Below are 22077 nucleotides of genomic sequence, written 5' to 3' on the forward strand. Positions count from 1 at the left end.
CAAAAAAGCGAGGCGCCCTCACGTTATCTCTGACGCGAAGGCGGCTCCGGGGGGGTTGTCAAATCGGCGGATTCAACGTGATTGAAAGTAGCAGCGGTCGATTCCGTTAGCTAGCTAACATTTAGCAATTCAGTGTTGCGGATGTGGAAAGAATCGACATCGCATCGGTACTCGATGAAACCGCCTGGCAAGGCCGTTTTAAAAAACTCCGAACTCATCCCTCGCGCCTTCAGTCCACTTTTGACGCTGACCGTTTGCGTTGGACTATTTCAAGGAGAGCCCCATGACTGATTACCCGAAACCGCCGTTCAAGCCTCAGCAGCAAACAGTGCCCGGCGATCAGAGCCGAATGGAGCCATACCCGGATTGCGGCGAGACTAGCTACAAGGGCTCGGGCCGCATGAGCAACAAAATTGCGCTGATCACTGGCGGTGACAGCGGCATCGGTCGCGCAGTGGCGATTGCCTACGCTCGCGAAGGCGCCGACGTGGCGATTTCGTACCTCGACGAGCACGAAGACGCCAAGGAAACCGCACGCTGGGTGGAGGAGGCGGGCCGTCAGTGCCTGCTGCTGCCGGGCGATCTGGCCGAGAGGGCCCAGTGCCTGGCGATTGTCGACGAGACGGTGAAGAAATTCGGCCGCATCGACGTGCTGGTCAATAACGCTGCCTTTCAGATGTCCCACGAAACCCTCGAAGAAATCCCCGACGAGGAGTGGGTGAAGACCTTCGATATCAACATTACCGCGATGTTTCGCATCTGCAAGGCCGCAGTGCCCCACATGGCCGCGGGCAGTTCGATCATCAACACCAGCTCGGTCAATTCCGATTCGCCGAAGCCGACGCTGCTGCCCTACGCCGCCACCAAAGGCGCCATCGCCAACTTCACCGCCGGCCTGGCGCAGTTGCTGGGCGAACGCGGCATTCGCGTGAACAGCGTCGCGCCCGGCCCGATCTGGACGCCGTTGATCGTGTCGACCATGACCGACGAAGACGTGAAAAGCTTCGGCGAAGAAACCCCACTTGGGCGGCCGGGTCAGCCAGTTGAAGTCTCGCCGATCTATGTACTGCTGGGCTCCGACGAAGGCAGTTACATCTCGGGGACACGTTATGGCGTGACCGGCGGCAAGCCGATCCTGTAGACCTCTTCTCCATCGATGCTTAACACCGTCCAAAGAAAAGGGGCTGCCAACGCAGCCCCTTTTTTTCGTCCTGCGTACCCTGCGTTGTCAGACCCCCTTGGCGGTGCTCTTCAGATCATCGGCCATGTTCTTACCCGCGTCGGACACTGTCTCCCATGTCTCGCTTACCGTCGCCCTGGCTTTCTGGGTGAGGTTGTCGCTGGCCTTGCCGAACGCCTTGTTTTCTTTCTCGGTGCTCGGCAGCGCAGCACCCAGGGCCGCCCCCAGCGCGATGCCCATGGCGGCGAGCGCCAACGGCTGTTCGCGCAGCAGGTACTGGAAGGTGCCCTGTACATTTCGGCTCTGACGCAGCAGCGCTTCCTGGGCATTGCCCGCAGTGGACGACAGCGTGTCTTTCATCGCTGCCGTCTTTTCGCTGGCCTGCTGCTTCAGATCGTCCAGCGTGTGACTGGCGGATTCCCCGAACTGCCCGACCTTGTCGCTGGCCTGATGCGCCGATTCCCGTGCGTGATCCGTCGCGCCGCTGAATGATTCGCTCACGCTGTGGGCTGCACCGCTGAGCTTCTCGCCCCACTGGCCGAACATCGAAGCGCCGCTGCCGCCGGACGCGGCGCCGGGCTTTTGATTCTGCCCAAGCATCAACCAGGAAATGCCCACGGTGGTGAGCAGCATCGGCATCGGGTTGTTCCTGATCGAGGTGCCGAGGTTGCCGAAAAACTCGCCGCCGTTTTCCTTAGTGAACGTCAGTGCCTGATCGATCAGTTGGCCGGGCGACAGTTTGCTTTCCAGGGCGTCGACCAGGTTTTCGATGTTGGCCCTGCGCGCATCGATGTTGCGCTCGATAGCGTCCGGGCTTTTCGCCAGCAGCGGATCGGGGATGTCGCGGTTCAGTTCATCTTCGGTGGCAAAGCTGCTGTCGACGCTCATGAGACTTTCCTCTGAATGGCTTCTTTGTCCTTGCTGAGCGAGTTCATCGTGCGCTCAGGGGCCAGTTGGGTGGCTTCAAGGTGTTTCTTGCCGGATTGCACCATCAGGAAGCCGACGATCATCGCCACCACGCCGACGATCAGCGCGGCCAGCCAGGGAACGAGGACCATCGCCAGCCCATAGACGGCGGCCAGCAGGAGGATCACCAATCCCGCCAGCATGATGACCATGCCCCCGGCGAGGGCGGCAGACGCGGCTTTGGCCGTGGCGACCGAGGTGCGGATTTCGGCTTTGGCCAGCGCGAGTTCTTCGCTGATCAGCGCAGGGACTTCGTGGGCCAGTTGGCGGATGATGCCGAGCGCCGATGTGTCGGTGTCGCTGTTGTGGATGCCGGTGCTGCGTGGGGGAAGTTCAGAATTGATCGACATCAGAATTCTCCCCGGGACGCAGGCTTGTCAGGCGCGGGCATTGACGTGTGCGCAGGGCTCGACGCGGTGCCGGGGTCTGCGTTGAAGCTGCCCAGTTCGGCGCCCGATTGCTGAATGCCGCCACCGTCGTCGAGATCCGTGGTGGCTGCGCCCTGGGCGGTGGGGTTGCGCGGGGCCAGTGGGTCCGGCGTCTGGATCGGCACTCCTCGGGAGGTATCCGCTTCGTACGGGTGACGAGCGCTCAGGCCTTCGTTCTGGCCTGCCTTGAAGCCGCTCTCGCTGTCGCCCGAGGGATATTGCGGCGAGTCAGGGGCGGATGACGATGGGGACGAGGTTGAGGCGTTAAGGTCCGGACTGCTGGCGCGCAGGAACCGCGACAGCCCGAAGCCCACCGCGACACTGCCCGTCACGAACAGCGCAGGGTTTTCCCGCGCCAGACGGCCGGCCTGGTGCAGCATCTCCTCGGCGCTTTTGCCGCGCATGCTGGTCGCAAACGCGCTCAGGCTCTCGGCGATGTCGCTGATGTAGTGGGAGATGCCCAGGGTGTCCTTGTCCTGTAGCTCTTCAGCCGCAGCGCTCGCTGTTTTGGCCAGGTTTTCGATCTGCTCGGCGGCGCTGTCGCGGTAACTGCCGAACTGCTCGGTGCCGTGCTCGCGGGCCGTGCCGAGCAGGTCTTTCGCATTATCTTGCAGAGTGTGCAGCGCCTCGCCGGGAGACGCGGGGCGCGCTTGGGCGCCTGCGGTGTCTTCGCTGAATGTAGGCATTTGATCATCATCCTCAAATCAATCGGGACATCATTCGGGGCAAAGGCACACTCAGGGACGGGCGCACCTGGCCATCTCACGCGGCAGCGAATCTGCACGCTGTGTAAGGGTGGAGGGGCCTAGGGAAGCGGGAGTTCGGGGTCGAAGACGGACGGTCGAGCAGTTGATCCGAACGCTGGAAAGGCGGGGCCATGATCGATCTGTTCGGGCGTGAATTGATTCAAACGAGGGGAAGGTGAGGGCAGCATCGGCGCGCGGTTATTGCGACCGCGCGCCGTAAAACGGGCCTGTCTCAGCCCTTGCTGTGCGCCTTGGACGTGGGTGCTTCGACGATACCTCGCGGGCCGGCGATGCCCCAGATGGCGACACCGATGACAGGGAAGATGAAGATCAGCACCGCCCAACCGATCTTGGTGCCGGACGACTTGGTGCTGCGCCAGACACTGGCGATGGCCCATACGTCGACCAGAAGGATGATCACCGCCAGGGCGATCGAGAAGAGCGTTTCCATATCATTGTCCTCGGTGCGCGTGCCATCACATGGCGGGGATGCCGGTGACGGTTCCGGTTTGGGTCACGGTTTCGGTTTCGGTCAGAGGGATTTCAGGGCTGCCCGGTGTCAGGATGACCTTGCGGCAGTCTTCCTGTTTCTTGTCGAAAATCTTGTAGCCTTCGGCGGCCTGCTCCAGCGACATTCGGTGGCTGATGATCGCCTCGGGGGCAAGGCGGCCGGCCTCAATGTGCTCGAGCAGTTCCGGCAGGTAGCGTTGCACGTGGGTCTGGCCCATTTTGAAGGTCAGACCCTTGTCAAACGCATCGCCGAACAGGAAGCCGTGGATGAAGCCGGCGTACACACCCGGCACGCTGACCACGCCGCCACGGCGTACTGCTGCGATGCACTGGCGCAAGGCCTTGCCGCTGCTGCCTTCCATTTTCAGGTTGGTCAGAATGGTTTCGGTGGTGCTGCCTTTGGCTTCGAAACCCACCGCATCGACCACGCCGTCGACGCCGCGCATGCCCTTGGTCTGACGAATGATGGTGTCGGCCGGATCGTCATCTTCATCGAAGTTGATCGGGATCACGCCGTAGGTCGCCTGGGCGTATGCCAGCCGGTAAGCGTGGTGGTCGACCATGAAAATCTGATCGGCACCGAGCATCCGGGCCACGGCCGCCGCCATCAGCCCTACGGGTCCTGCGCCGTAGATGGCGATGCTCGAACCCTGGCCGATGCCGGTGTTCAGGACCGCCTGATAACCGGTGGGCAGGATGTCGGAGAGGAACAGCACTTTCTCGTCCGACAGCGTGCCGGGGACCTTGAACGGGCCGGTGTTGGCTTTGGGCACGCGCACGTATTCGGCCTGGCCGCCGGGGATGCCGCCGTACAAGTGGCTGAAGCCAAACAGCGCCGCCCCCGGTGGAATGGCCTTCTTGTTCATGATTGCGCCGCGACCGGTGTTGGTGGTTTCGCAGGCGGCGTACAGGTCCAGGTTGCAGAAGAAGCATTCGCCGCAGGCAATGACGAAGGGGATCACGACCCGGTCGCCGCGCTGCACGGCGGTTACGGCGGAGCCGGTGTCTTCAACGATGCCCATGAATTCGTGGCCGAAGATATCGCCGTGTTCAACGGTGGGAATTTTGCCGCGATACAGGTGCAAATCGGAGCCGCAGATGGCCGTGGCGGTCACGCGCAGGATGATGTCGTCAGCTTGTTCGAGGACCGGATCGGCAACGGTGTCGACTTTGACGTCATGGGCGCCGTGGTAGGTAAGTGCTCTCATTGTGATTTTTCTCCGCGATTAATTAGGGGCAACTAAGTAGCGGAGCAGGCGGCGAGGGGTTTAGTTCAGGACTTTGCAGTGTCGGGGGGATTAGCGGTGCGTGCGGGGCTACTATGTGATCACGGTCCCGCTGGTGAAACGCGGTGCTTTGGTGGGACCGGCTTTAGCCGGGAAGAGGCCGGTGTGTGCGCCATCAATTCTGCAGTGTGTTTGCTGACGCCTTCCCGGCTAAAGCCGGTCCTACGATGAGCACGCGGTCCCACTATGGGATCGCGGCCTCACAACGGCGTGCGCACGGCGGGGCTATTTGAGGCCAACCCGCTTGCGCATCTCCGCCGTGATGGTCTGCTTGGTTTTACTCAGGTCCGCCCACGGGTCGCTGTCGAGTTCGGCAAGGCGTTGGTGGACGGTGTTGATGTCCCAGGCGTTGGCGCCTTTGATCTCCGGCAGCTCTTCGCGATGGATCGGCACCGACACCGGCAGGCCTTCCCGGGTGCGCACCGAGTAGGCGCAAATGGTGGTGGCGCCGAGGCCGTTGCGCAGGTAATCGATGAAGATCTTGCCAATCCGGTTCTTCGGGCCCGACACCGCCGAAAACCGCTCCGGCAGCAGCCTGGCGATGTGCTTGACGATGGCATGGCTGAACTCCTTCACGGCGTCCCAGTCGGCTTTCGGCGTCAGCGGCACGACCACATGAATGCCCTTGCCGCCGCTGGTTTTCAGACACGATTTGAGCCCCAGTTCATCCAGCACGGCGAGGGTCAGTTGCGTGGCTTCCACCATGGTTTTCCATGGCAGCGCCGGGTCAGGGTCGAGGTCGAGAATGAAACGGTCCGGCCGCTCCAGATTCTTGGCAACGGCGTTCCAGGTGTGCAGCTCCATGGCGCTCATCTGCACCGCACCGATCAGCGCCTCGATGTTGTTGATCAGCATCACGGGGTGGCCGGTGTATTCCTTGCCCATGGTCTCGATGCCGGGGATGGCCAGGCGGTCGGCGTTTTTCTGGAAGAACAGCTCGCCGCCGATGCCCTCGGGCGCACGCACCAGCGCCACGGGGCGTTGGGCCAGTTGCGGCAGGAGCCACTCGGAAATACGGATGTAGTAATCGGCGAGGTCACGCTTGGTCGCGCCGCTGGTAGGGTCGATCACCCGCTCGGGGTGGGTCAGGCGGATCTTGCCCGTTGTGGCGTCGGTTGGGGCTGCTGATCCAGGCCGGCTTTCTTCGGACTTGGCCGCCCTGGATGCTGTTGCGCGTTTGCGCGCTGGCTTTGGCTTCTCTTCTGGCTCTTCTGGCTCCGACTCTGGCTCGGAGGTTTGCTCGGCAGAAACTGCCGGAGCCGGAAGCTCTTCGGTGATCGATTCGGCAGGCTTGTCGGTGCGCAGGCCATGGAACACTGCGTGCCGCACCGATCCCTCTTTGGTGATCTCGGCGAAGGCCACTTCAGCCAGCAGCACCGGTTTCAGCCAGTGCACGCCTTTGGCTTCAAAGCCGGTGGGCGGATTGACCACCGCAGCCTTCTTCCCGTGGAGCGGGGTCAACTGGTCGTAGATCGTGCCCAATGTCGCTTCGTTGAAACCGGTGCCCACCTTGCCGGCGTACTTCAATTCACCGCTGTCGGCATCGTGCAGACCCAGCAGCAACGCGCCGAATTTGCTGCGCGCGCCCTTCGGATCGGTGTAGCCCACGACGATGAATTCCTGCCGGCGTTTGCACTTGAGCTTGATCCAGTCGCCGCTGCGGCGTGACACGTAGGGGCTGCCGGCGCGCTTGCCGATCAGGCCTTCCATCTTCATCTGGCAGGCGCTGTTAAGCAGGACTTCCGGCACTTCGGCGAAGTCTTCGGAGTACCTGAGCACCTCGTCGTCGGTGCGTTCGAGCACCTTGGACAGCGCGGTGCGTCGCTGCTCCACCGGCACTTCCCGCAGGTCCATGCCGTTCAGGAAAGGCATGTCGAACAGGTAATAAATGATGTTGCCGCTGCGGCCGGCCTCGAAGGCGTTCTGCAGGGCCTGGAAGTCAGGCACGCCGTCGTCGTTGGCGACGACCATCTCGCCGTCGAGCCAGGCCGACTCAAGGCCCAGCCCGGCGATGGCTTCGGCCTGGCGCGGCAGTTTATGGGTCCAGTCATGGCCGTTGCGGGTGAACAGCTGCACCTTGCCGTCGGCGACCCGCGCCATGACCCGGTAGCCATCGAATTTGATCTCGTAGCGCCATTCGCCTTCGGGGGCGGACTCCACCAGCGTGGCCAGTTCCGGCTTGATGAGGTCCGGGAGCTCTGCAGGTTCAGCGCCCACCAGCTGCGCCTTGGCGGATTTCTTGCGGGGGGCAGGGACCTTCTCTACGGGCTTCGGCTGTTCAGGCCGGGGCTTTGCCGACCTGGACGCGGTCGACTTGCCGCCACGTTTTTTCGGGATCAGGGTGCGCTCGCTGAGCACGCTGTCGGGCAGCGCCTTGACCACGTCGTAGTCGGTTTCCGGGCGGGCGAATTCGTCCTGATGCTTGATCAGAAACCATTGTTCCTGCCTGCCGGGAATGTGCGTCTTGACCAGGTTCCACACGCCGCCGAGCTTCTCGCCCTGCAATTCAAATTTGAGTTTGCCCTTGGCGTAGGCGTCGGCGGGGTCGGAGAGGGGCGTCCACACGCCGCGGTCCCAGACGATGACGTCGCCTGCACCGTAATGCCCTTCGGGAATGCTGCCCTCGAAGGTGGCGTATTCGACGGGGTGGTCTTCCACATGGACCGCCAGGCGCTTGGCTTTGGGGTCCAGCGAAGGGCCCTTGGGCACGGCCCAGCTTTTCAGTGTGCCATCGATCTCGAGGCGGAAGTCGTAATGCAGGCGGGAGGCGTCATGCTTCTGGATGCAGAACTGCAGAGCATGGGCGGCCTTTTTGCTCGAAGCGCGTTTTTTCTTCGCGCTGCCTGAGGGCTCCGGCGTGGCGTCGAAATCTCGCTTGCGGTTGTATTCTTCCAGTCCGGCGCTCATGGAAATCCCTCACCCTGCGGCATGTGTCTGTTAAACGCAGAGTTCGCGGCGAGGGCGGAGTTCCAGAGTGGGAGCGATCGTCTCCCTACACCCGCAAACATGATGGCGCCTGGACGGGCCTCTTCCCGGCTAAAGCCGGTCCCACTAAAGGATCGCGTTTCCATTGTGGGACCGGCTTCAGCCGGGAAGGCGTCGGCCCAGACACTGCAAGATCACGATAGCGGAGCAGGTCAAACAGCCCCACGCTGCTCGGTCGCTTCGGCCAGCATCGCCAGGGTCTGCTCCATGTCGACGATGGAGGCCTCCAGCGTGGCGAAGCACTGGGCGATGCTCTGCTTGTCGTCCACCGTCTGGTGCCCGGTCAGCTCGGTGACTTCGGACAGCTCAAGGCGGAACAGTTCGTTCACGCTGCCGCGAAGTTCGTTGAGTTGGTTGAGGACAACAGCCATTTGATTGCGGGTTGCATTGCTCATGTCGGGCCTCACGTACTAAGGGGCGGGCGTATGTCCCATGAAGACACTCTGACAGATATGAAAAAGGCAGGGTCTCTAAACCCTGCCTCTCTCAACTAAATGTTCGAATTAGCCTTTAACAGGCACCGTCCGAATTATTTGGCAGCGTCACCGCCATGTGCTTTGGCCAGGGCCTTGGCGTGGGTCAGGTGCTCTTCCAGCTTAGGCAGAGTCGCCGTCGCGAACGCTTTCAGATCAGCGTCCTTACCTTCAGCGGCTTCTTTCTTGAACAGCTCAATGGTTTGTTCGTGGGCAACCACCTGGTTGTTCGCATACGCCTGATCGAACGACTTGGAGCTGCGCAATTCCAGGATCATCGCTTTCGCTTTGTCCATCAGCATGGCGTTGTCGGAGACTTCCAGCTTCTTGGTGTCAGCGATGCCTTTCAGTTTAGCGTTGGCGGCGGTGTGGTCATCAACCATCATTTTTGCGAACGCTTTTACATCCGCAGAACTGCCTTTTTCCAGCGCGAGTTTGCCAGCTTCGACTTCAGCCACACCTTTGGCGGATGCATCTTCAACGAAGTCGTCATTGTCTTGGGCAGCGAAAGCGCCTTGGCTACCGATGGCCATCAACAATGCGAGTGCGGAAGTCTGAATAAGATTTGCCATAGTGAAGTTCCTCTTCTGTCCTTGACGTGGCTTGAGTGCCCGTACTTATTCCGACGCAATGAACGCGTTAATCGTTCAGAGAATTTGATAACGCGCCGCTGTCAGGTCAAGTGTTGCAAGTCTGGCGTCAGCCGCAGCTCACTGTTGCAGTGACTCGAACCAGTTCCGATAGGGCGTATTCATCGCTTTGTAGCGATTGAAATCTGCTGCACCGTCCGACCACCACACCGGACCGCGCTCACCCAGTGCAATCTTCGCCGCGTTGACCGAAGCACGGGCCGCCTTGAGCGCGTCTGCATCATCGGCGCGTTTGGCGGCTTTGACCGCTTGGCGGGCCTTCATCAGCGCGTTGACCCACTGCTGCCGCTCTTCTTCGCCAAGGCCCGGGTTGCTGCAGCGCCACAGTTGGCCCTTGACCACGAAATAGCGGCCATCCGGCGTGGTCGGATAGATCACTGGATCCGCGTCACCGTCAGCACCACGGCGGCAATGCGGTCAGCGTCCTGATAGGTCTCGGTTTCCAGTTCTTCACCGAACACGTCAGGGTCCATCTCGCGATAGGAGCAGGCGAGGTCAGGACGGTCGACAAGCTTGCGCGCCTGCTCAAGGAAGAGGTCAACGCCGTCCACCGAGGGAGCGCCGGTGTACAACAAGACGCTGCCGCCCGGGGCCAGTCGCTCGATGGCTTGGGCCAGAATGCGCACCGAAAGCTCCGAACCGAGCTGATCGCCACCATGGCGGTAGGCGCGTTCCTGACTGTCTTTCATGTAAGGCGGGTTGGCGACGATCAAGTCAAACTCGCCCGTGGTGCCCGCCAGAATGTCGCTGTGGTAGGCGACTACGTTATCGGCCTTGGCCAGCGACGCGTTGACCGCGGTAAAGCGCAACGCAGTGGGGTTAATGTCCACGGCCAGCACGCTGGCGTCCCGACGGGCACGGCCGATCAAGATCGCGCCGACGCCACTGCCGCAGCCGATGTCGACGGCGGTGCGGATCGGGTGCGTCGAGGTGCGCAAATGCTCCTCGATGGCTTGGGCGAAGCGATAGGTGTCGGGTCCGAAGAACACCGAATCGTGGGCCACGGTGGGGAAGGCGGAGTGGACGAACAGCAAATCGTCGAGGCTCGACCAACGCACGTCGCTGACCCACAGGCCGGCATGGGCACGGAGTACACCGGCGGCAAGCAAGGTTTCGAGCTCGGCTTCGTCCAGCAGGCCGGTTTCGAAAGGGCGGCTCCAGCCGAAAACGTCGCGCAGGCTACGGGCTTTACGGTTCTGCTCACGTCCGTTAACGCGCTGATGGGTCAACGGTGTGACCGTCATGAAACGATAGGTATCAGCCTGAAGGCGTTGACCCAACTGCAGCAGCGCCAGGTCGTGGCGTTCGTCGGTCATTTCCGGGATATCGAGTGTCGGCTCGAGCAATGTCTGCTGGTTCATCGTGTCAGGCTTCCTTGCGCCAACTGGCGGGCATAGATTCGGGTGGCTGCCAGACCTTCCGGCGTTGGATGGGAATCGGGAGCGATCAGCTCAACCAGTTTCTCCAGGGGCAGGGAAGGTGCGTTGCGCGGCTGTGCGACGTCGTTGGCGGCCACGTGGCGGCGACGAAAGCGAGTGCGGAACGGGTTGCTCTGCTCGGAGGCCTGCCAGTCACCGGCGATCCAGTCCTTCAGCAGTTGCATTTCATAACCGCTGAACACGCCGAACATCACCGCGCCGGGGCCGTCGATCAATTGCCAGAAGCGGCTGTCCTGCGGGTCTTGATTGCGCTTGATCCAGCCGCGATCTTCCAGCGCACTCAGCAACTGACGGCTCTGGCCAGGAGTGGCGAGCCAGTCATTGATCGTGCGACCTTCGAGGCGGCAATAGTCCGAATGCATGTGCTGGCCGAAGGTGCTTTTGGTCTCCAGCATGGAAACCACTTCTTCTTCCAGATCGAACGCGCGGACGATGTCGGTCGAACCAATGCCCAGATCGTTGAGCAGGTAGCCTGCGCGCAGACGCTGAAGAAATTCACCCTTGCTGTCGTCGTTCGGCAACAGATCCAGTACGGCCTGTACCGCCTTGTGGGCGTGGCCCGAGCTGGCGTTGTCGATGGTCACGTGCAGGGTGAAGTAATACGGGTCGATGCCCAGCTCACTCAGTTCGAAGGCGGTGATCAGCAGGTGCAGCGGCAGTTGTTCGTAGCCGAGGTTGTAGCCCAGCACTTCTGGCAAAAACTCATCGCTCAAGTGGCCGAGACCCAGTTGAATGGCGCCCTGCAAATACAACGAGTCGTCCAGCTGCGCGATGGGTGCGCAGTCGTGTTCGGTGAGCAGGTTGCGGTACAGCACCACGTGGTTCAGTGCAGGCTCACCGTCGCCCAGCTCTTCGAGGTAAGTACGGATCAGGCCGTGGTAGCGCCAGTCATTGGCATGCTTCACCGTGCCGTACAGCCAGGCGCCGTCCACCAGCTTGCTCGGTGCAACGCTTTGCAGGAAGAACAGGGCGTGGGCTTTGTTGGTGAAGAACTTGCGGGGCCCGCCGGCGCGGCGTTCCTCGAGATAGACGCGATATTGCTCGGCCACTGAATGACTGTTATTGGCCACCCATGCCGACAGATCATTCAGGTCAGCAGGCAGGTTGGATGGCAGCGTCTTCGCGATTTCCAGCTGCTCCTCAAGAAAATCACGGGCGTTGTCCCGCTCGGCTTCCACCTGTCCGCGCAGCAGACGGGAGTACAGCGAGTGGTGGGCGCCGTTGGATAAGTGCGCCGTGGCAGAACGCTCGGAAAGAAGCTGTAAAGAGGTCATGGGTAGCCTGCTGACTTTTCTTGATATGTAGGTTCAGAGGGAGGCGGTTCGCGAAAATTCCATCGAGTTGCAGGGCAGTCGATGATCGACACCCGTGGCGGATGAATGGCCGGGATCTGTACTCAAATGACGATCACTGGATGCAGGATCGTACAAGGACGGGCACACGCGCCGAGGGTCGGGTAGACGACCTCGCGCTGTTTTCGCCTCACCGTGTAGACTTCGGCCACTCGCGAACCCGCTGCCTCGCTGGTTGCGCGCTGTCTTCATTAACCCCGTGGTAAGGCTCTGTTTATGGATCTGCGTCAACTGGAAGCATTTGCGGCGGTGATGTCCGCAGGGAGTGTCACCGCCGCTGGCAAGATGCTGGGCCGCTCGCAGCCTTCGGTCACGCGGGTCATTCAGGAGCTGGAGCAGGAACTGGGGTTCGCGTTGTTCGAGCGCAGCGGCCCGAAAGTCACGCCGACCCACAAGGCGTTCATGATGTACGGCGAGGTGGAGAGCGCGCTGCTGGGCATCCGCAACATTCGCCAGCGCGCGGCGCATATCGCCCAGGAGGAAAACCATCAGATCAAACTGGTGGCGATTTCAGCGCTGGCGGCGGGGCTGCTCCCCGCTGCACTGGCGCGTTTGCCCGAGCATCTGCGGCCGCAGCAGGTGCAACTGCAAAGCATGTCGCCGGAGAACGTGGTTCAGGCGGTGTTATCCAAGACCATGGACCTGGGCGCGGTCAGCCTGCCGCTGGAGCATCGCGGCCTGGACATCCACTGGATCGGCGAAGCGCCCTGTATGGCTGTGCTTCGAGCGGATTCCGAACTGGCGCGACATGACGTGTTGTCGATGGAGCTGCTGTCTCAGCAAACGCTGGTGACTATGGCCAACCCCTACCGCTTTCGCCGACGCATCGACAAGGCCTTTGCCGATGCAGGAGGTGGAACGCCGCGCATGCTCGACACCAATACCTCGCTGATCGCCATGCAGATGGCCCGGGCCGGGCTGGGCATCGCGCTGGTGGACCCGTTTACCGCGATGGGTGTTCCGGTGGAAGGTGTGGTGGTGCGGCCCATCGCTTGCAACATTCCCTTCTTCTTCGGCCTGATTTCCGCGTTTGCCCACCCGCTGTCGGATGTTGCCCAGGCACTGATCGAGGAAATCGCCCGCTCGGCCAGACAACTGCTGCCCGACATGCTCATGCACGAGGCCAGTGCACACGATGCGCTGCTGCAGAGCATTTATGCGGAATAGATGAGCCACAGGGGAATCTCGGCCGCGCCCCAGGTGCGGCGGCTGGAAGGCTTTTTTTGGGATTGGCTTTAGCCGGGAAGGGTGCGTTGTTGGCGCTATAGATGTATCGGATTCACTGGCCTCTTCCCGGCTGAAGCCGGTCCCGCAATTCCGCGTTCGGCGCATCAATTTGCAGCGATGCAAAACCCTAGTGGGACCTGCTTTAGCCGGGAAGGGGCCGTCATTGGCGCTATAGATGTATCGGATGCACTGGCCTCTTCCCGGCTGAAGCCGGTCCCACAATTCCGCGCTCGGCGCATCAATCTGCAGCGACGCAAAACCCTAGTGGGACCGGCTTTAGCCGGGAAGGGTGCATAGCTGACACTCATCCTACGTTTAGCTATATCCATATGCTTTTTTGCGCGTTGCGAGAATAAGGAGCGGCTTTTAGTATTCGGATTAAGCATTCAAAGCATCCATGAATTCATTATCCGACAGTTTTGGAACGTTTCTTGAATTCAACATCAAGCATCACCCGATCGACTCCCGAGTACTCCCGATGTCTGACACGCTGATTCCCTCAGGTCTTGCCGCACTGGAAAGCCGTCTGCGCCGGGACCTGACCTTGCTCGATCTGCCAGCCAGCCCATGGGTCAAGCCCGTATTCAGCGAAGGCGCGCCGGTGCTGGACGTCGCGATCATCGGCGGCGGCATGGCCGGCCTGGCACTGGCGGCGGAGCTCAAGCATGCAGGCGTGGCGGCAGTGGTGTTCGATCAGGCGCCAGCCGGTTTCGAAGGTCCGTGGGCGACCACCGCGCGCATGGAAACCCTGCGCTCGCCCAAACAACTTACCGGCCCGGCCCTGGGCTTGCCGGCGTTGACGTTCCGCGCGTGGTACGAGGCGCAGTTCGGCAGCGAAGGCTGGGCGGCGCTGGACAAGATTCCGCGTCTGCAATGGGCTGAATACCTGCGCTGGTACCGCAAGGTCCTGACGCTGGACGTACGCAACGAACACCGGGTCAGCCATGTGGCGCCCCGTGCCGACGGGCTGGTCGAGCTGGACGTCGAAACCGCCGGGCACACCCTGCATTTGCGCGCCCGTCACGTGGTTCTGGCCACCGGACGGGACGGCCTTGGCGGGCCGTGGGTCCCCGATTTCGCCCACACCCTGGCGCGCCATCTCTGGGCCCATTCGGCTGATGGCCTTCAGCCTGAGTGGTTCGAGGGCAAGCGCGTGGCCGTGATTGGCGGCGGTGCATCGGCCATGGACAGCGCCGCTACCGCCCTCGAATCGGGCGCGAGCAAGGTGGACCTGCTGATCCGCCGTGCCGAATTGCCGCGCATCAACAAGGGCAAAGGCGCTGGCAACCCGGGCATGACCCACGGCTACTGGCGTCTGCCGGATGCCTGGAAGTGGCGCATCCGCAATTACCTCAACACTCAGCAGGTGCCGCCGCCGCGCGGGAGCACCTTGCGCGTGTCTGGCTCGGGCCGTGCACGGTTTCTGCTCAACAGTCCAGTCACCTCCGTCGCGCAGAACCCGGCCGGCGGCGTGTGGCTGAACACCCCGACCTCACGCATCGAGGCCGACTTTGTGGTGTTCGCCACCGGTTTCCGCACCCACTTTCAGCAGCGCCCGGAATTCGCACCCTTTGCCTCCCACGTCCGTGTCTGGCGCGACCGCTTTCAGCCGCCCGCAGGGGAGAGCGACGCCGAGCTGGCGGAGCTGCCCGATCTGGGCACGTGCTTCGAGTTTCAGGAAAAGACCCCCGGCGCCTGTGCGGGCCTGGACCATATTCACTGCTTCAGTTACCCGGCAGCGTTGAGCTTCGGCGCGGTGTCCGGCGACATCCCGGCCATCAGCGAAGGCGCCAAGCGGCTGGCCCAAGCGCTGATCGGCCAGCTGTTCGTCGAGGACGTCGAGCTGCACTTCGACGCCATGCGCAACTACGCCGAACCCGAGCTGTTCGGTGACGAGTGGGTGGCCGGACAACCGACCGCCGACGAGTTGCTTCGATGATCGGCTGGACGCTGCGGCGACTGACTCAGTCCTTTCTGGTCGTGTTGCTGATGACGCTGGTGGTGTTCGTCGGCCTCAACGCCATCGGCAACCCGATGGACATTCTGGTGGGCGAAGACCTCAATCAGGCCGAGCGCTTGCAAGCCATCGCCCACCTCGGTCTCGACAAGCCGCTGTGGGAGCAGTACCTGATTTTTATCAAGGGCGCGGTGCACGGCAATCTCGGCCAGAGCTTCGTCTACCACGAGGACGCCATGCGCCTGATTCTGCAGCGCTTGCCGGCGACCTTCGAACTGGCGTTCTGCGCGTTGTTTCTCGCCGTGGTAATCGGCGTGCCCCTGGGCATGTTTGCCGGTACCTACCCGGATCACCCGCTGTCGCGAATGATGATGGCCGCCAGCATCGTCGGCTTCTCGCTGCCGGCGTTCTGGGTCGCGCTGATGATGATCATGCTGTTCTCCATCAAGCTCGGCTGGCTGCCGGCCAGTGGCCGAGGCGAAACCCGCGAGCTGTTTGGCGTGCAATGGTCGTGGCTGACCCTCGACGGCCTGCAACACCTGCTGCTGCCGGCGTTGAACCTGGCGCTGTTCAAAATCTCGCTGGTGCTGCGTCTGACCCGCGCCGGTGTGCGCGAAGTGCTGCCCCAGGAGTTCGTCAAATTCGCCCGGGCCAAAGGCCTCTCGCCGATGCGGGTGATGTGCATGCACGTCATGCGCAACACCATGATTCCGGTGGTGACGGTGCTGGCCATGGAACTGGGCTCAACCATCGCCTACGCCGTAGTCACCGAGAGCATTTTTTCCTGGCCTGGTGCCGGCAAGCTGATTCTGGACAGCATCAACATGCTCGATCGCCCGGTGGTGGTGGCTTATCTGATGGTCGTGGTGGTGATATTCGTGGTGCTTAACCTGATCGTCGATGGCCTGTATTACCTGCTCGATCCTCGGGTTCGTGTGGAGGGCTCGCGATGAACGCCGCTTCCAAACCGGTCCCGTCCCACGTTGGCCTGCAGGCGCAATCACCCTGGCGCCGGGTCGCCGTCGAATTCATCAGTTCGCCCACTGCCGTCGTTGGCTTGCTGGTGCTTGTGCTGATCGTGCTGGTGGCGGTGCTGGCGCCGTGGATCGTGGTGCAAAACCCCTACGACCTCATGCAACTGAACGTGCTGGATGCGCGGCTCGCACCCGGCAGCGCCAATATGGACAGCGGTTACACCTATTGGCTGGGCACCGACGGCCAGGGCCGCGATCTGGTCTCGGCGATCCTGTACGGGCTGCGCATCAGTTTGTGGGTCGGCATCGGTTCGGCGCTGATCGCGGCAGTCATCGGCACCCTCGTCGGATTGGTCTCGGCTTACGTCGGCGGCTGGCTCGACGCCTTGCTGATGCGCCTGGTCGACCTGCTGCTGTCGTTCCCGGTGATTCTCATGGCGCTGATGATTCTGGCGTGGCTGGGCAAGGGCGTCGGCAACGTCATGCTCACGCTGATCCTGCTGGAATGGGCGTATTACGCCCGCACGGCGCGGGGTCAGGCCCTGACCGAAAGCCGCCGCGAATACGTGGATGCCGCCCGCGGCCAGGGCATCGGACCGTGGCGCATTGTCGTCGGCCACATTCTGCCCAACTGCCTGCCGCCGTTGATTGTCATCGGCGCGCTGCAGATTGCCCGGGCGATCACCCTGGAAGCGACCCTGTCGTTCCTCGGTCTGGGCGTGCCGGTCACTGAGCCTTCACTGGGGTTGCTGATAGCCAACGGCTTTCAATACATGCTCAGCAACGAGTACTGGATCAGCCTGTTTCCCGGCATGGCGCTGTTGATCACCATCGTCGCGATCAATCTGGTGGGCGACCGTCTGCGTGACGTCCTCAACCCGAGGTTGCTGCGATGAGCCTGCCTGAACGCAATGCGGCGGCCATGTCCACACAAGCGCCCGCACAAACGCCAACACTGGAGGTGCGCAATCTGTGCACCTCGTTCTACACCCGCGCGGGCGTGTTGCCGGCAGTGCGCGACGTGTCCTTGCGGGTCGCGCCCGGCCGGATTCTCGGTCTGGTGGGGGAGTCCGGTTCGGGCAAGTCGGTGACCGGCTTTTCCATCCTTGGTCTGGTCGATGGGCCCGGCCGGATCAGCGGCGGTCAAGTGCTCTTCAAGGGGCGCGACCTGACCCAGCTCAGCGCAGCCGGCTTGCGGGAATTGCAGGGCAACCGCATCGCCATGATCTTTCAGGACCCGATGATGACCCTCAACCCGGTGCTCCGCGTTGACACGCAAATGATCGAGGCCGTGCGTGCCCATCGTACCGTCAGCAAACGCGAAGCCCGCGCCCATGCCGGTCGAACCCTGGCGCTGATGGGCATTCCCAGCCCGGAAGAACGCCTGCGTGCCTACCCCCATCAGTTGTCCGGCGGCATGCGCCAGCGGGTGGCGATTGCCATTGCCCTGCTGCATTCGCCGGATCTGATCATCGCCGACGAGCCGACCACGGCGCTGGACGTGACCATTCAGGCGCAGATCCTCAGCGAGGTGCAGAAGCTGGTGCGCGAGCAGGGCACCTCGCTGATCTGGATCACCCATGACCTGTCGGTGGTCGCCGGCCTGGCCGATGACGTGGCGGTGATGTACGCCGGGCGCATCGTCGAGCAGGGTTCGGTGGCCGATGTGCTCGACCGTCCGCAACACCCTTACACCCAGGGCCTGATCGACAGCCTGCCGAGCCGCAACAAGCGCGGCCAGCGCCTGCGGCAGATCCCCGGTATGGCCCCGGACCTGTTGTCGATGCCGACCGGTTGCGCCTTTGCCGCGCGCTGCTCGCGCGCCTCGTCGGTCTGCGCTCAAGAACCGGCCGAGCGCGAGATTGCGCCGGGCCAGACCGTCCGTTGTTTTCATCCCGGAGCCGCCGATGCGCAGTGAATCCACCCCGCTCATCGAGCTGCGCCAGGTCAGTAAAACCTTCGGCACTGCGGCGGACAGCTCCATTCAGCGTCTGCTGCAACGCCTGCACGTTACCCGTCCACGGCCGGTGACCCACGCCGTCGACAAGGTGGATCTGCGCATTCAGCGCGGCGAAGTGGTGGGGCTGGTTGGCGAGTCCGGCTGCGGCAAGTCCACCCTCGGTCGCATGGTCGCGGGGCTGTTGCCGGTGTCGTCGGGCACCGCGCTGGTGGACGGTCAGGCGCGGGACAGCCTGACCCCGCAAGAGCGCCACGCCGTACGTTTGAAAGTGCAGATGATTTTCCAGGACCCGTCGTCGAGCCTGAACCCGCGCCTGCGGGTGGACCGCATCGTCGGCGAGGGCGCGCTGTTGCACGGTCTGACTGATAAGGCCGGTTTCGACGATTACGTCAGCGCGCAACTGCAGCGCGCCGGGCTCAGCCCGCAACTGCGCCAGCGTTATCCGCACCAGTTCAGCGGCGGCCAGCGCCAGCGCATCGGCATCGCCCGGGCGCTGGCGGTGCAGCCTGAGTTGCTGGTGTGCGACGAGTCAGTGGCCGCGCTGGACGTGTCGATTCAGGCGCAGATCCTCAACCTGTTCATGGACCTGCGCGACGAACTGGGGCTGACCTATCTGTTCATCAGCCATGACCTGGGCGTGGTCGAGCACCTGTGCGATCGCGTGGTGGTCATGTACCTCGGCCGGGTGGTGGAAAGCGCCTCGGTCGATGACCTGTTCGCCCGCGCCAATCACCCCTACACCCAGGCGTTGTTGGCGCAGATCCCGCGTTTCGATGTGCGCAGTACGCGTTATGACGCGATCAAAGGGGAAATCCCCAGCCCGCTGAACCCGCCCGTCGGGTGTCATTTCCACCCTCGCTGCCCGCATGCCACGGCGCGCTGCCGCGAGGAAGTTCCGGCCCTGAGGGAGGTTTCGCCGAACCACCTGAGTGCGTGTCACCTCAACGATCTGTCATGAGCGCGCCCCTCGAAGCGCGTCCTGAATCCCAGCCATTGCGTACAAGGAATCTCCCATGCAACCACGTGTTCGCTCATTGATCGCCACGGCACTGCTGCTGGCCGCCGGCGGTGTGTCGGCCCAGGATCTGCGGATCGGTTACGCCGACCCGGTTTCGTCCCTCGACCCGCAACTGAACAACTACGCCGGCGACCGCTCGGTGGCGCTGCACGCCTTCGAATCCCTGGTCAATCGCCACGATGACAAAACCCTGCCGGGCCTGGCCAAGAGCTGGAAAGTCGTGGACCCGACCACCTGGCAGTTCGACCTGCGCGATGACGTCAAATGGCAGGACGGCACGCCGCTGACCGCCGATGATTTCGTGTTCTCCTTCGAGCGCGCGCGCAACGTGCCCGGCAGCGTCGCCTCGTACGCCGGCGCCATGCGCACGGTCGAGTCGGTCAGCGCGAAGGACGCCCACACGCTGATCATCAAAACCCGCACGCCGAACGCCAATCTGCTGCCTGACGTCGACTCGATCTACATCGTCAGCCGCCATGCCGGGGCGAACGCCAGCAGTGCCGATTACAACGCCGGCAAGGCGATGATCGGCACCGGGCCGTATCGCTTCGTCTCCTACGTGCCGGGTGACCGGACGATCTTCGCGCGCAACGACAGTTACTGGGGCGGCAAGCCGACCTGGGACAAGGTCGATTTCCGCTTTATCGCCAACGCTGCCAACCGCACGGCCGCGCTGCTGGCCGGCGACGTCGACGTGATCGACAAGGTTTCGCCGACGGACGTCGAGCGGTTGCGCAAAACCCCGAGCGTCAACGTGTTTGCCTATCAGGGCCTGCGTGCGCTGATCATTCAGCCGAGTTTCCGCGAAGGGCCCAACGAGTTCATCCGCGACAACGCCGGCAAGCCACTGGCAGAGAACCCGCTGCGTGACGTACGCGTGCGCAAGGCGCTGTCCCTGGCGATCAACCGCCAGGCCATCGACGAACGCATCATGCAAGGCACCGTGACCGAGGCCAATCAATGGATGCCGGCCAACACCTTCGGCTACAACCCGCAGGTGAAAAACATCCCCTACGACGTCAAGCAGGCCAAAGAGCTGCTGGCCCAGGCCGGCTTTCCCGAAGGCTTTCAGTTGACCGTGCACGTGCCGGGCGACCGTTACCCGCAGGCGCCGGAAGCGATGCAGGCGGTGGCGCAGTTCTGGTCGCGGATCGGCGTCAAGGTGCAGCTCGAAGTGCTGCCGTGGGCGGTGTATGCCGGCAAGGCCAACAAGAATGAACTGGCAGTCAGTGTCATCGCCTGGGGCAACGGCACCGGCGAAGCGGCCTACGCGCTGACCAACATTCTCACCACCGTCGACAGCAGCAAGGGGCAGGGCGCTTCGAACTGGGGTCATTACAGCAACCCGCTGGTGGACAAGGCCCTGGTCGATTCAACCGCCGAATTCGACGAAGCCAAGCGCCGGCAGATTCTCGAGGATGCAGTGAAGGTGGTCAGCGACGACGTCGGCATCATCCCGCTGTTCCACTACCAGAACATCTGGGCGGCGCGTAAGGGCCTGAAGGTCGAGCCGCTGGTGAGCGACCGCACCGCCGCGACCATGGTCACCGAGCAACCTTGATTCTGCATGTCCCCGCGGCGACGCAGGTGCGCGGCGGGGACGACGTCCCACTTACTGTCAGGAAACGTCATGTCATTGAACGCCTCTCACCCGCTGGACACTGTGCCGGGCACTGAGCCCGATGTGCTTGATGGTCTGCTCGGTATTCAGCCGGGCTCGACGCTTCACACCGCTCGCCATGCCCGCGACAAGGTCGCCTCCGCCACCCAGGGCAGTCAGGATTTGTTTTTTGCCCCTGAACTGCCGGGCAATCTGTCGCTGACCGAACGCCTGTGGGTGGCCTATTACGCCGCCCATCTGACCCCGCACCCAACGCTGGCCGCGCACTATCTGGCGCAGTTGCACGCCCAGCGTGTGGACGCGTTGAGCGTGGCCAGTGTTGATTCCGGTTCGCTGGATGAGCTGAGCGACCCTCGATTGCGCGGCATTCTGGAATTCACCCGCACATTGATCGAGTCGCCAGTGCATGGCGATCAGGCGGCGTTGCAGGCGCTGCACAATGTCGGGCTGAGCACTGAGGAAATCGTCGTGCTGGCGCAGCTGGTCGCGTTCATGTCCTATCAGGTGCGTCTGGCCGCAGGGCTGGGTGCACTGCTTTCTGCTGGAGAAGCGTGATGAGTGAGCCGATTCGCGACAATGGATTCACCAACGAGGTACTGGGCTGGAAGGCCTGGCTGCCGACGGTTGATCTGAACAGCGCCACCCCCGAGCAGATCGCGGTGCTCGAAGAGAGCCATCCCCAGGCGAAGACCTCGGACTATTACCTGACCCTGGGCCATCACCCGGACATTCTTCGCCAGCGTTCCCAGGCCTTCAACGCCATCATGTACGCCCCGGGCGGGCTGTCCCGAGCCGAGCGTGAACTGGCGAGCACCGTGGTTTCGTGCGTCAACCGCTGCGTGTACTGCGCCTCGGTGCATGCCCAGCGGTTTGAGCAGTTGGCCAAGCGCAACGACGTGATCCGCGAGGTCTTCGCCGACCCTGCCACCGCGGGCACCAACGCACGGGAAAAAGCCATCGTGCGCTTTGCGATAGACCTGACACTGGCCCCGGCCTCCATCGATGCCACCCACATCAAGGCGTTGCGCGAACAGGGCCTGGACGATGGGCAGGTACTGGACCTGATACACGCCATCTCGATTTTCGCCTGGGCCAACCGCCTGATGCTGAATCTGGGGGAGCCGGTGTTTCCAGCGGATCAGGCCTGATGGATTCATATAACGTTTAGCGTGAGATGTAGTGCTGCCCCGACGCTTTCTTGCAGCAAACACAGCACCTGTGGGAGTGAGCTTGCTCACGAAGGCGCCGTTCCAACCGCTGAAGATTCACTGAATGTCCCGGCCTCTTCGTGAGCAAGCTCACTCC

The 22077-nt window shown here is 62.6% G+C and carries 21 protein-coding genes; 10 read left to right on the forward strand and 11 right to left on the reverse strand.

Going from position 1 to position 22077, the window contains the following annotated elements; all coding sequences use genetic code 11:
* Positions 1–283 precede the first annotated feature (283 nt).
* Positions 284–1141 (forward strand): SDR family oxidoreductase, encoded by an 858-nt coding sequence (locus tag QMX88_RS17050; protein ID WP_282371365.1) that lies wholly within the window; start codon positions 284–286, stop codon positions 1139–1141.
* Between the two features lie 87 nt (positions 1142–1228).
* On the opposite strand, the gene QMX88_RS17055 is transcribed toward QMX88_RS17050, so the two are convergent.
* From QMX88_RS17055 to QMX88_RS17105, 11 genes are all read right to left on the reverse strand, one after another.
* Positions 1229–2068 (reverse strand): DUF3618 domain-containing protein, encoded by an 840-nt coding sequence (locus tag QMX88_RS17055; protein WP_192172492.1) that lies wholly within the window; start codon positions 2066–2068, stop codon positions 1229–1231.
* On the reverse strand, positions 2065–2496 hold the full coding sequence (locus QMX88_RS17060; protein ID WP_282371367.1) for a phage holin family protein: 432 nt from the start codon (positions 2494–2496) through the stop codon (positions 2065–2067). The genes QMX88_RS17055 and QMX88_RS17060 overlap by 4 nt, the downstream gene beginning before the upstream one ends.
* Complete coding sequence (locus QMX88_RS17065) at positions 2496–3260, reverse strand: hypothetical protein (protein WP_282371369.1); 765 nt, start codon at positions 3258–3260, stop codon at positions 2496–2498. Before QMX88_RS17065 ends, QMX88_RS17060 begins: the two co-directional genes overlap by 1 nt.
* A 292-nt stretch (positions 3261–3552) precedes the next feature.
* Positions 3553–3771 (reverse strand): PLD nuclease N-terminal domain-containing protein, encoded by a 219-nt coding sequence (locus tag QMX88_RS17070; RefSeq protein WP_282371371.1) that lies wholly within the window; start codon positions 3769–3771, stop codon positions 3553–3555.
* 25 nt (positions 3772–3796) lie between these two features.
* The gene (locus QMX88_RS17075; RefSeq protein ID WP_192172496.1) at positions 3797–5038 is read right to left on the reverse strand and encodes a zinc-dependent alcohol dehydrogenase; all 1242 of its coding nucleotides are present in this window, start codon (positions 5036–5038) and stop codon (positions 3797–3799) included.
* Between the two features lie 303 nt (positions 5039–5341).
* Positions 5342–8023, reverse strand: coding sequence for a DNA ligase D (gene ligD, locus QMX88_RS17080; protein WP_282371374.1), 2682 nt, complete (start codon positions 8021–8023; stop codon positions 5342–5344).
* A 230-nt stretch (positions 8024–8253) separates the two neighbouring features.
* Positions 8254–8496 (reverse strand): hypothetical protein, encoded by a 243-nt coding sequence (locus tag QMX88_RS17085; RefSeq protein WP_192172498.1) that lies wholly within the window; start codon positions 8494–8496, stop codon positions 8254–8256.
* 134 nt (positions 8497–8630) lie between these two features.
* On the reverse strand, positions 8631–9146 hold the full coding sequence (locus QMX88_RS17090) for a DUF4142 domain-containing protein (protein ID WP_282371377.1): 516 nt from the start codon (positions 9144–9146) through the stop codon (positions 8631–8633).
* A gap of 138 nt (positions 9147–9284) precedes the next feature.
* Positions 9285–9599 (reverse strand): hypothetical protein, encoded by a 315-nt coding sequence (locus QMX88_RS17095; RefSeq protein ID WP_282371399.1) that lies wholly within the window; start codon positions 9597–9599, stop codon positions 9285–9287.
* Positions 9599–10540 (reverse strand): class I SAM-dependent methyltransferase, encoded by a 942-nt coding sequence (locus QMX88_RS17100; protein ID WP_282371401.1) that lies wholly within the window; start codon positions 10538–10540, stop codon positions 9599–9601. Before QMX88_RS17100 ends, QMX88_RS17095 begins: the two co-directional genes overlap by 1 nt.
* A gap of 41 nt (positions 10541–10581) precedes the next feature.
* Positions 10582–11937 carry an iron-containing redox enzyme family protein gene (locus tag QMX88_RS17105; RefSeq protein WP_282371379.1) on the reverse strand — a complete coding sequence of 452 codons (1356 nt, stop codon included), beginning with the start codon at positions 11935–11937 and terminating at the stop codon, positions 10582–10584.
* A gap of 294 nt (positions 11938–12231) precedes the next feature.
* Here QMX88_RS17105 and QMX88_RS17110 point away from each other — a divergent pair, with 294 nt between their 5' ends.
* The 9 genes from QMX88_RS17110 to QMX88_RS17150 all read left to right on the forward strand — a co-directional run bounded on the left by QMX88_RS17110 (position 12232) and on the right by QMX88_RS17150 (position 21920).
* Entirely contained in the window at positions 12232–13182 is a 951-nt protein-coding gene (locus tag QMX88_RS17110; RefSeq protein ID WP_282371382.1) for a LysR family transcriptional regulator, read from the forward strand.
* Between the two features lie 538 nt (positions 13183–13720).
* Positions 13721–15181 (forward strand): NAD(P)-binding domain-containing protein, encoded by a 1461-nt coding sequence (locus QMX88_RS17115; protein ID WP_282371383.1) that lies wholly within the window; start codon positions 13721–13723, stop codon positions 15179–15181.
* Complete coding sequence (locus QMX88_RS17120; protein WP_192172502.1) at positions 15178–16152, forward strand: ABC transporter permease; 975 nt, start codon at positions 15178–15180, stop codon at positions 16150–16152. Before QMX88_RS17115 ends, QMX88_RS17120 begins: the two co-directional genes overlap by 4 nt.
* Entirely contained in the window at positions 16149–17069 is a 921-nt protein-coding gene (locus QMX88_RS17125) for an ABC transporter permease (RefSeq protein ID WP_282371384.1), read from the forward strand. Before QMX88_RS17120 ends, QMX88_RS17125 begins: the two co-directional genes overlap by 4 nt.
* On the forward strand, positions 17066–18091 hold the full coding sequence (locus QMX88_RS17130; RefSeq protein WP_282371386.1) for an ABC transporter ATP-binding protein: 1026 nt from the start codon (positions 17066–17068) through the stop codon (positions 18089–18091). Before QMX88_RS17125 ends, QMX88_RS17130 begins: the two co-directional genes overlap by 4 nt.
* Complete coding sequence (locus QMX88_RS17135; protein ID WP_282371388.1) at positions 18081–19091, forward strand: ABC transporter ATP-binding protein; 1011 nt, start codon at positions 18081–18083, stop codon at positions 19089–19091. Before QMX88_RS17130 ends, QMX88_RS17135 begins: the two co-directional genes overlap by 11 nt.
* A 55-nt stretch (positions 19092–19146) precedes the next feature.
* Positions 19147–20712, forward strand: coding sequence for an ABC transporter substrate-binding protein (locus QMX88_RS17140; RefSeq protein ID WP_282371390.1), 1566 nt, complete (start codon positions 19147–19149; stop codon positions 20710–20712).
* 93 nt (positions 20713–20805) lie between these two features.
* Positions 20806–21327, forward strand: coding sequence for a CMD domain protein (locus QMX88_RS17145; RefSeq protein WP_442969468.1), 522 nt, complete (start codon positions 20806–20808; stop codon positions 21325–21327).
* On the forward strand, positions 21327–21920 hold the full coding sequence (locus QMX88_RS17150) for a peroxidase-related enzyme (RefSeq protein ID WP_282371394.1): 594 nt from the start codon (positions 21327–21329) through the stop codon (positions 21918–21920). Before QMX88_RS17145 ends, QMX88_RS17150 begins: the two co-directional genes overlap by 1 nt.
* The last annotated feature ends 157 nt before the right edge of the window (positions 21921–22077 follow it).

This window comes from Pseudomonas sp. PS02290 (genome assembly GCF_029960075.1).
In the GTDB taxonomy this organism is placed as follows: Bacteria; Pseudomonadota; Gammaproteobacteria; order Pseudomonadales; family Pseudomonadaceae; genus Aquipseudomonas.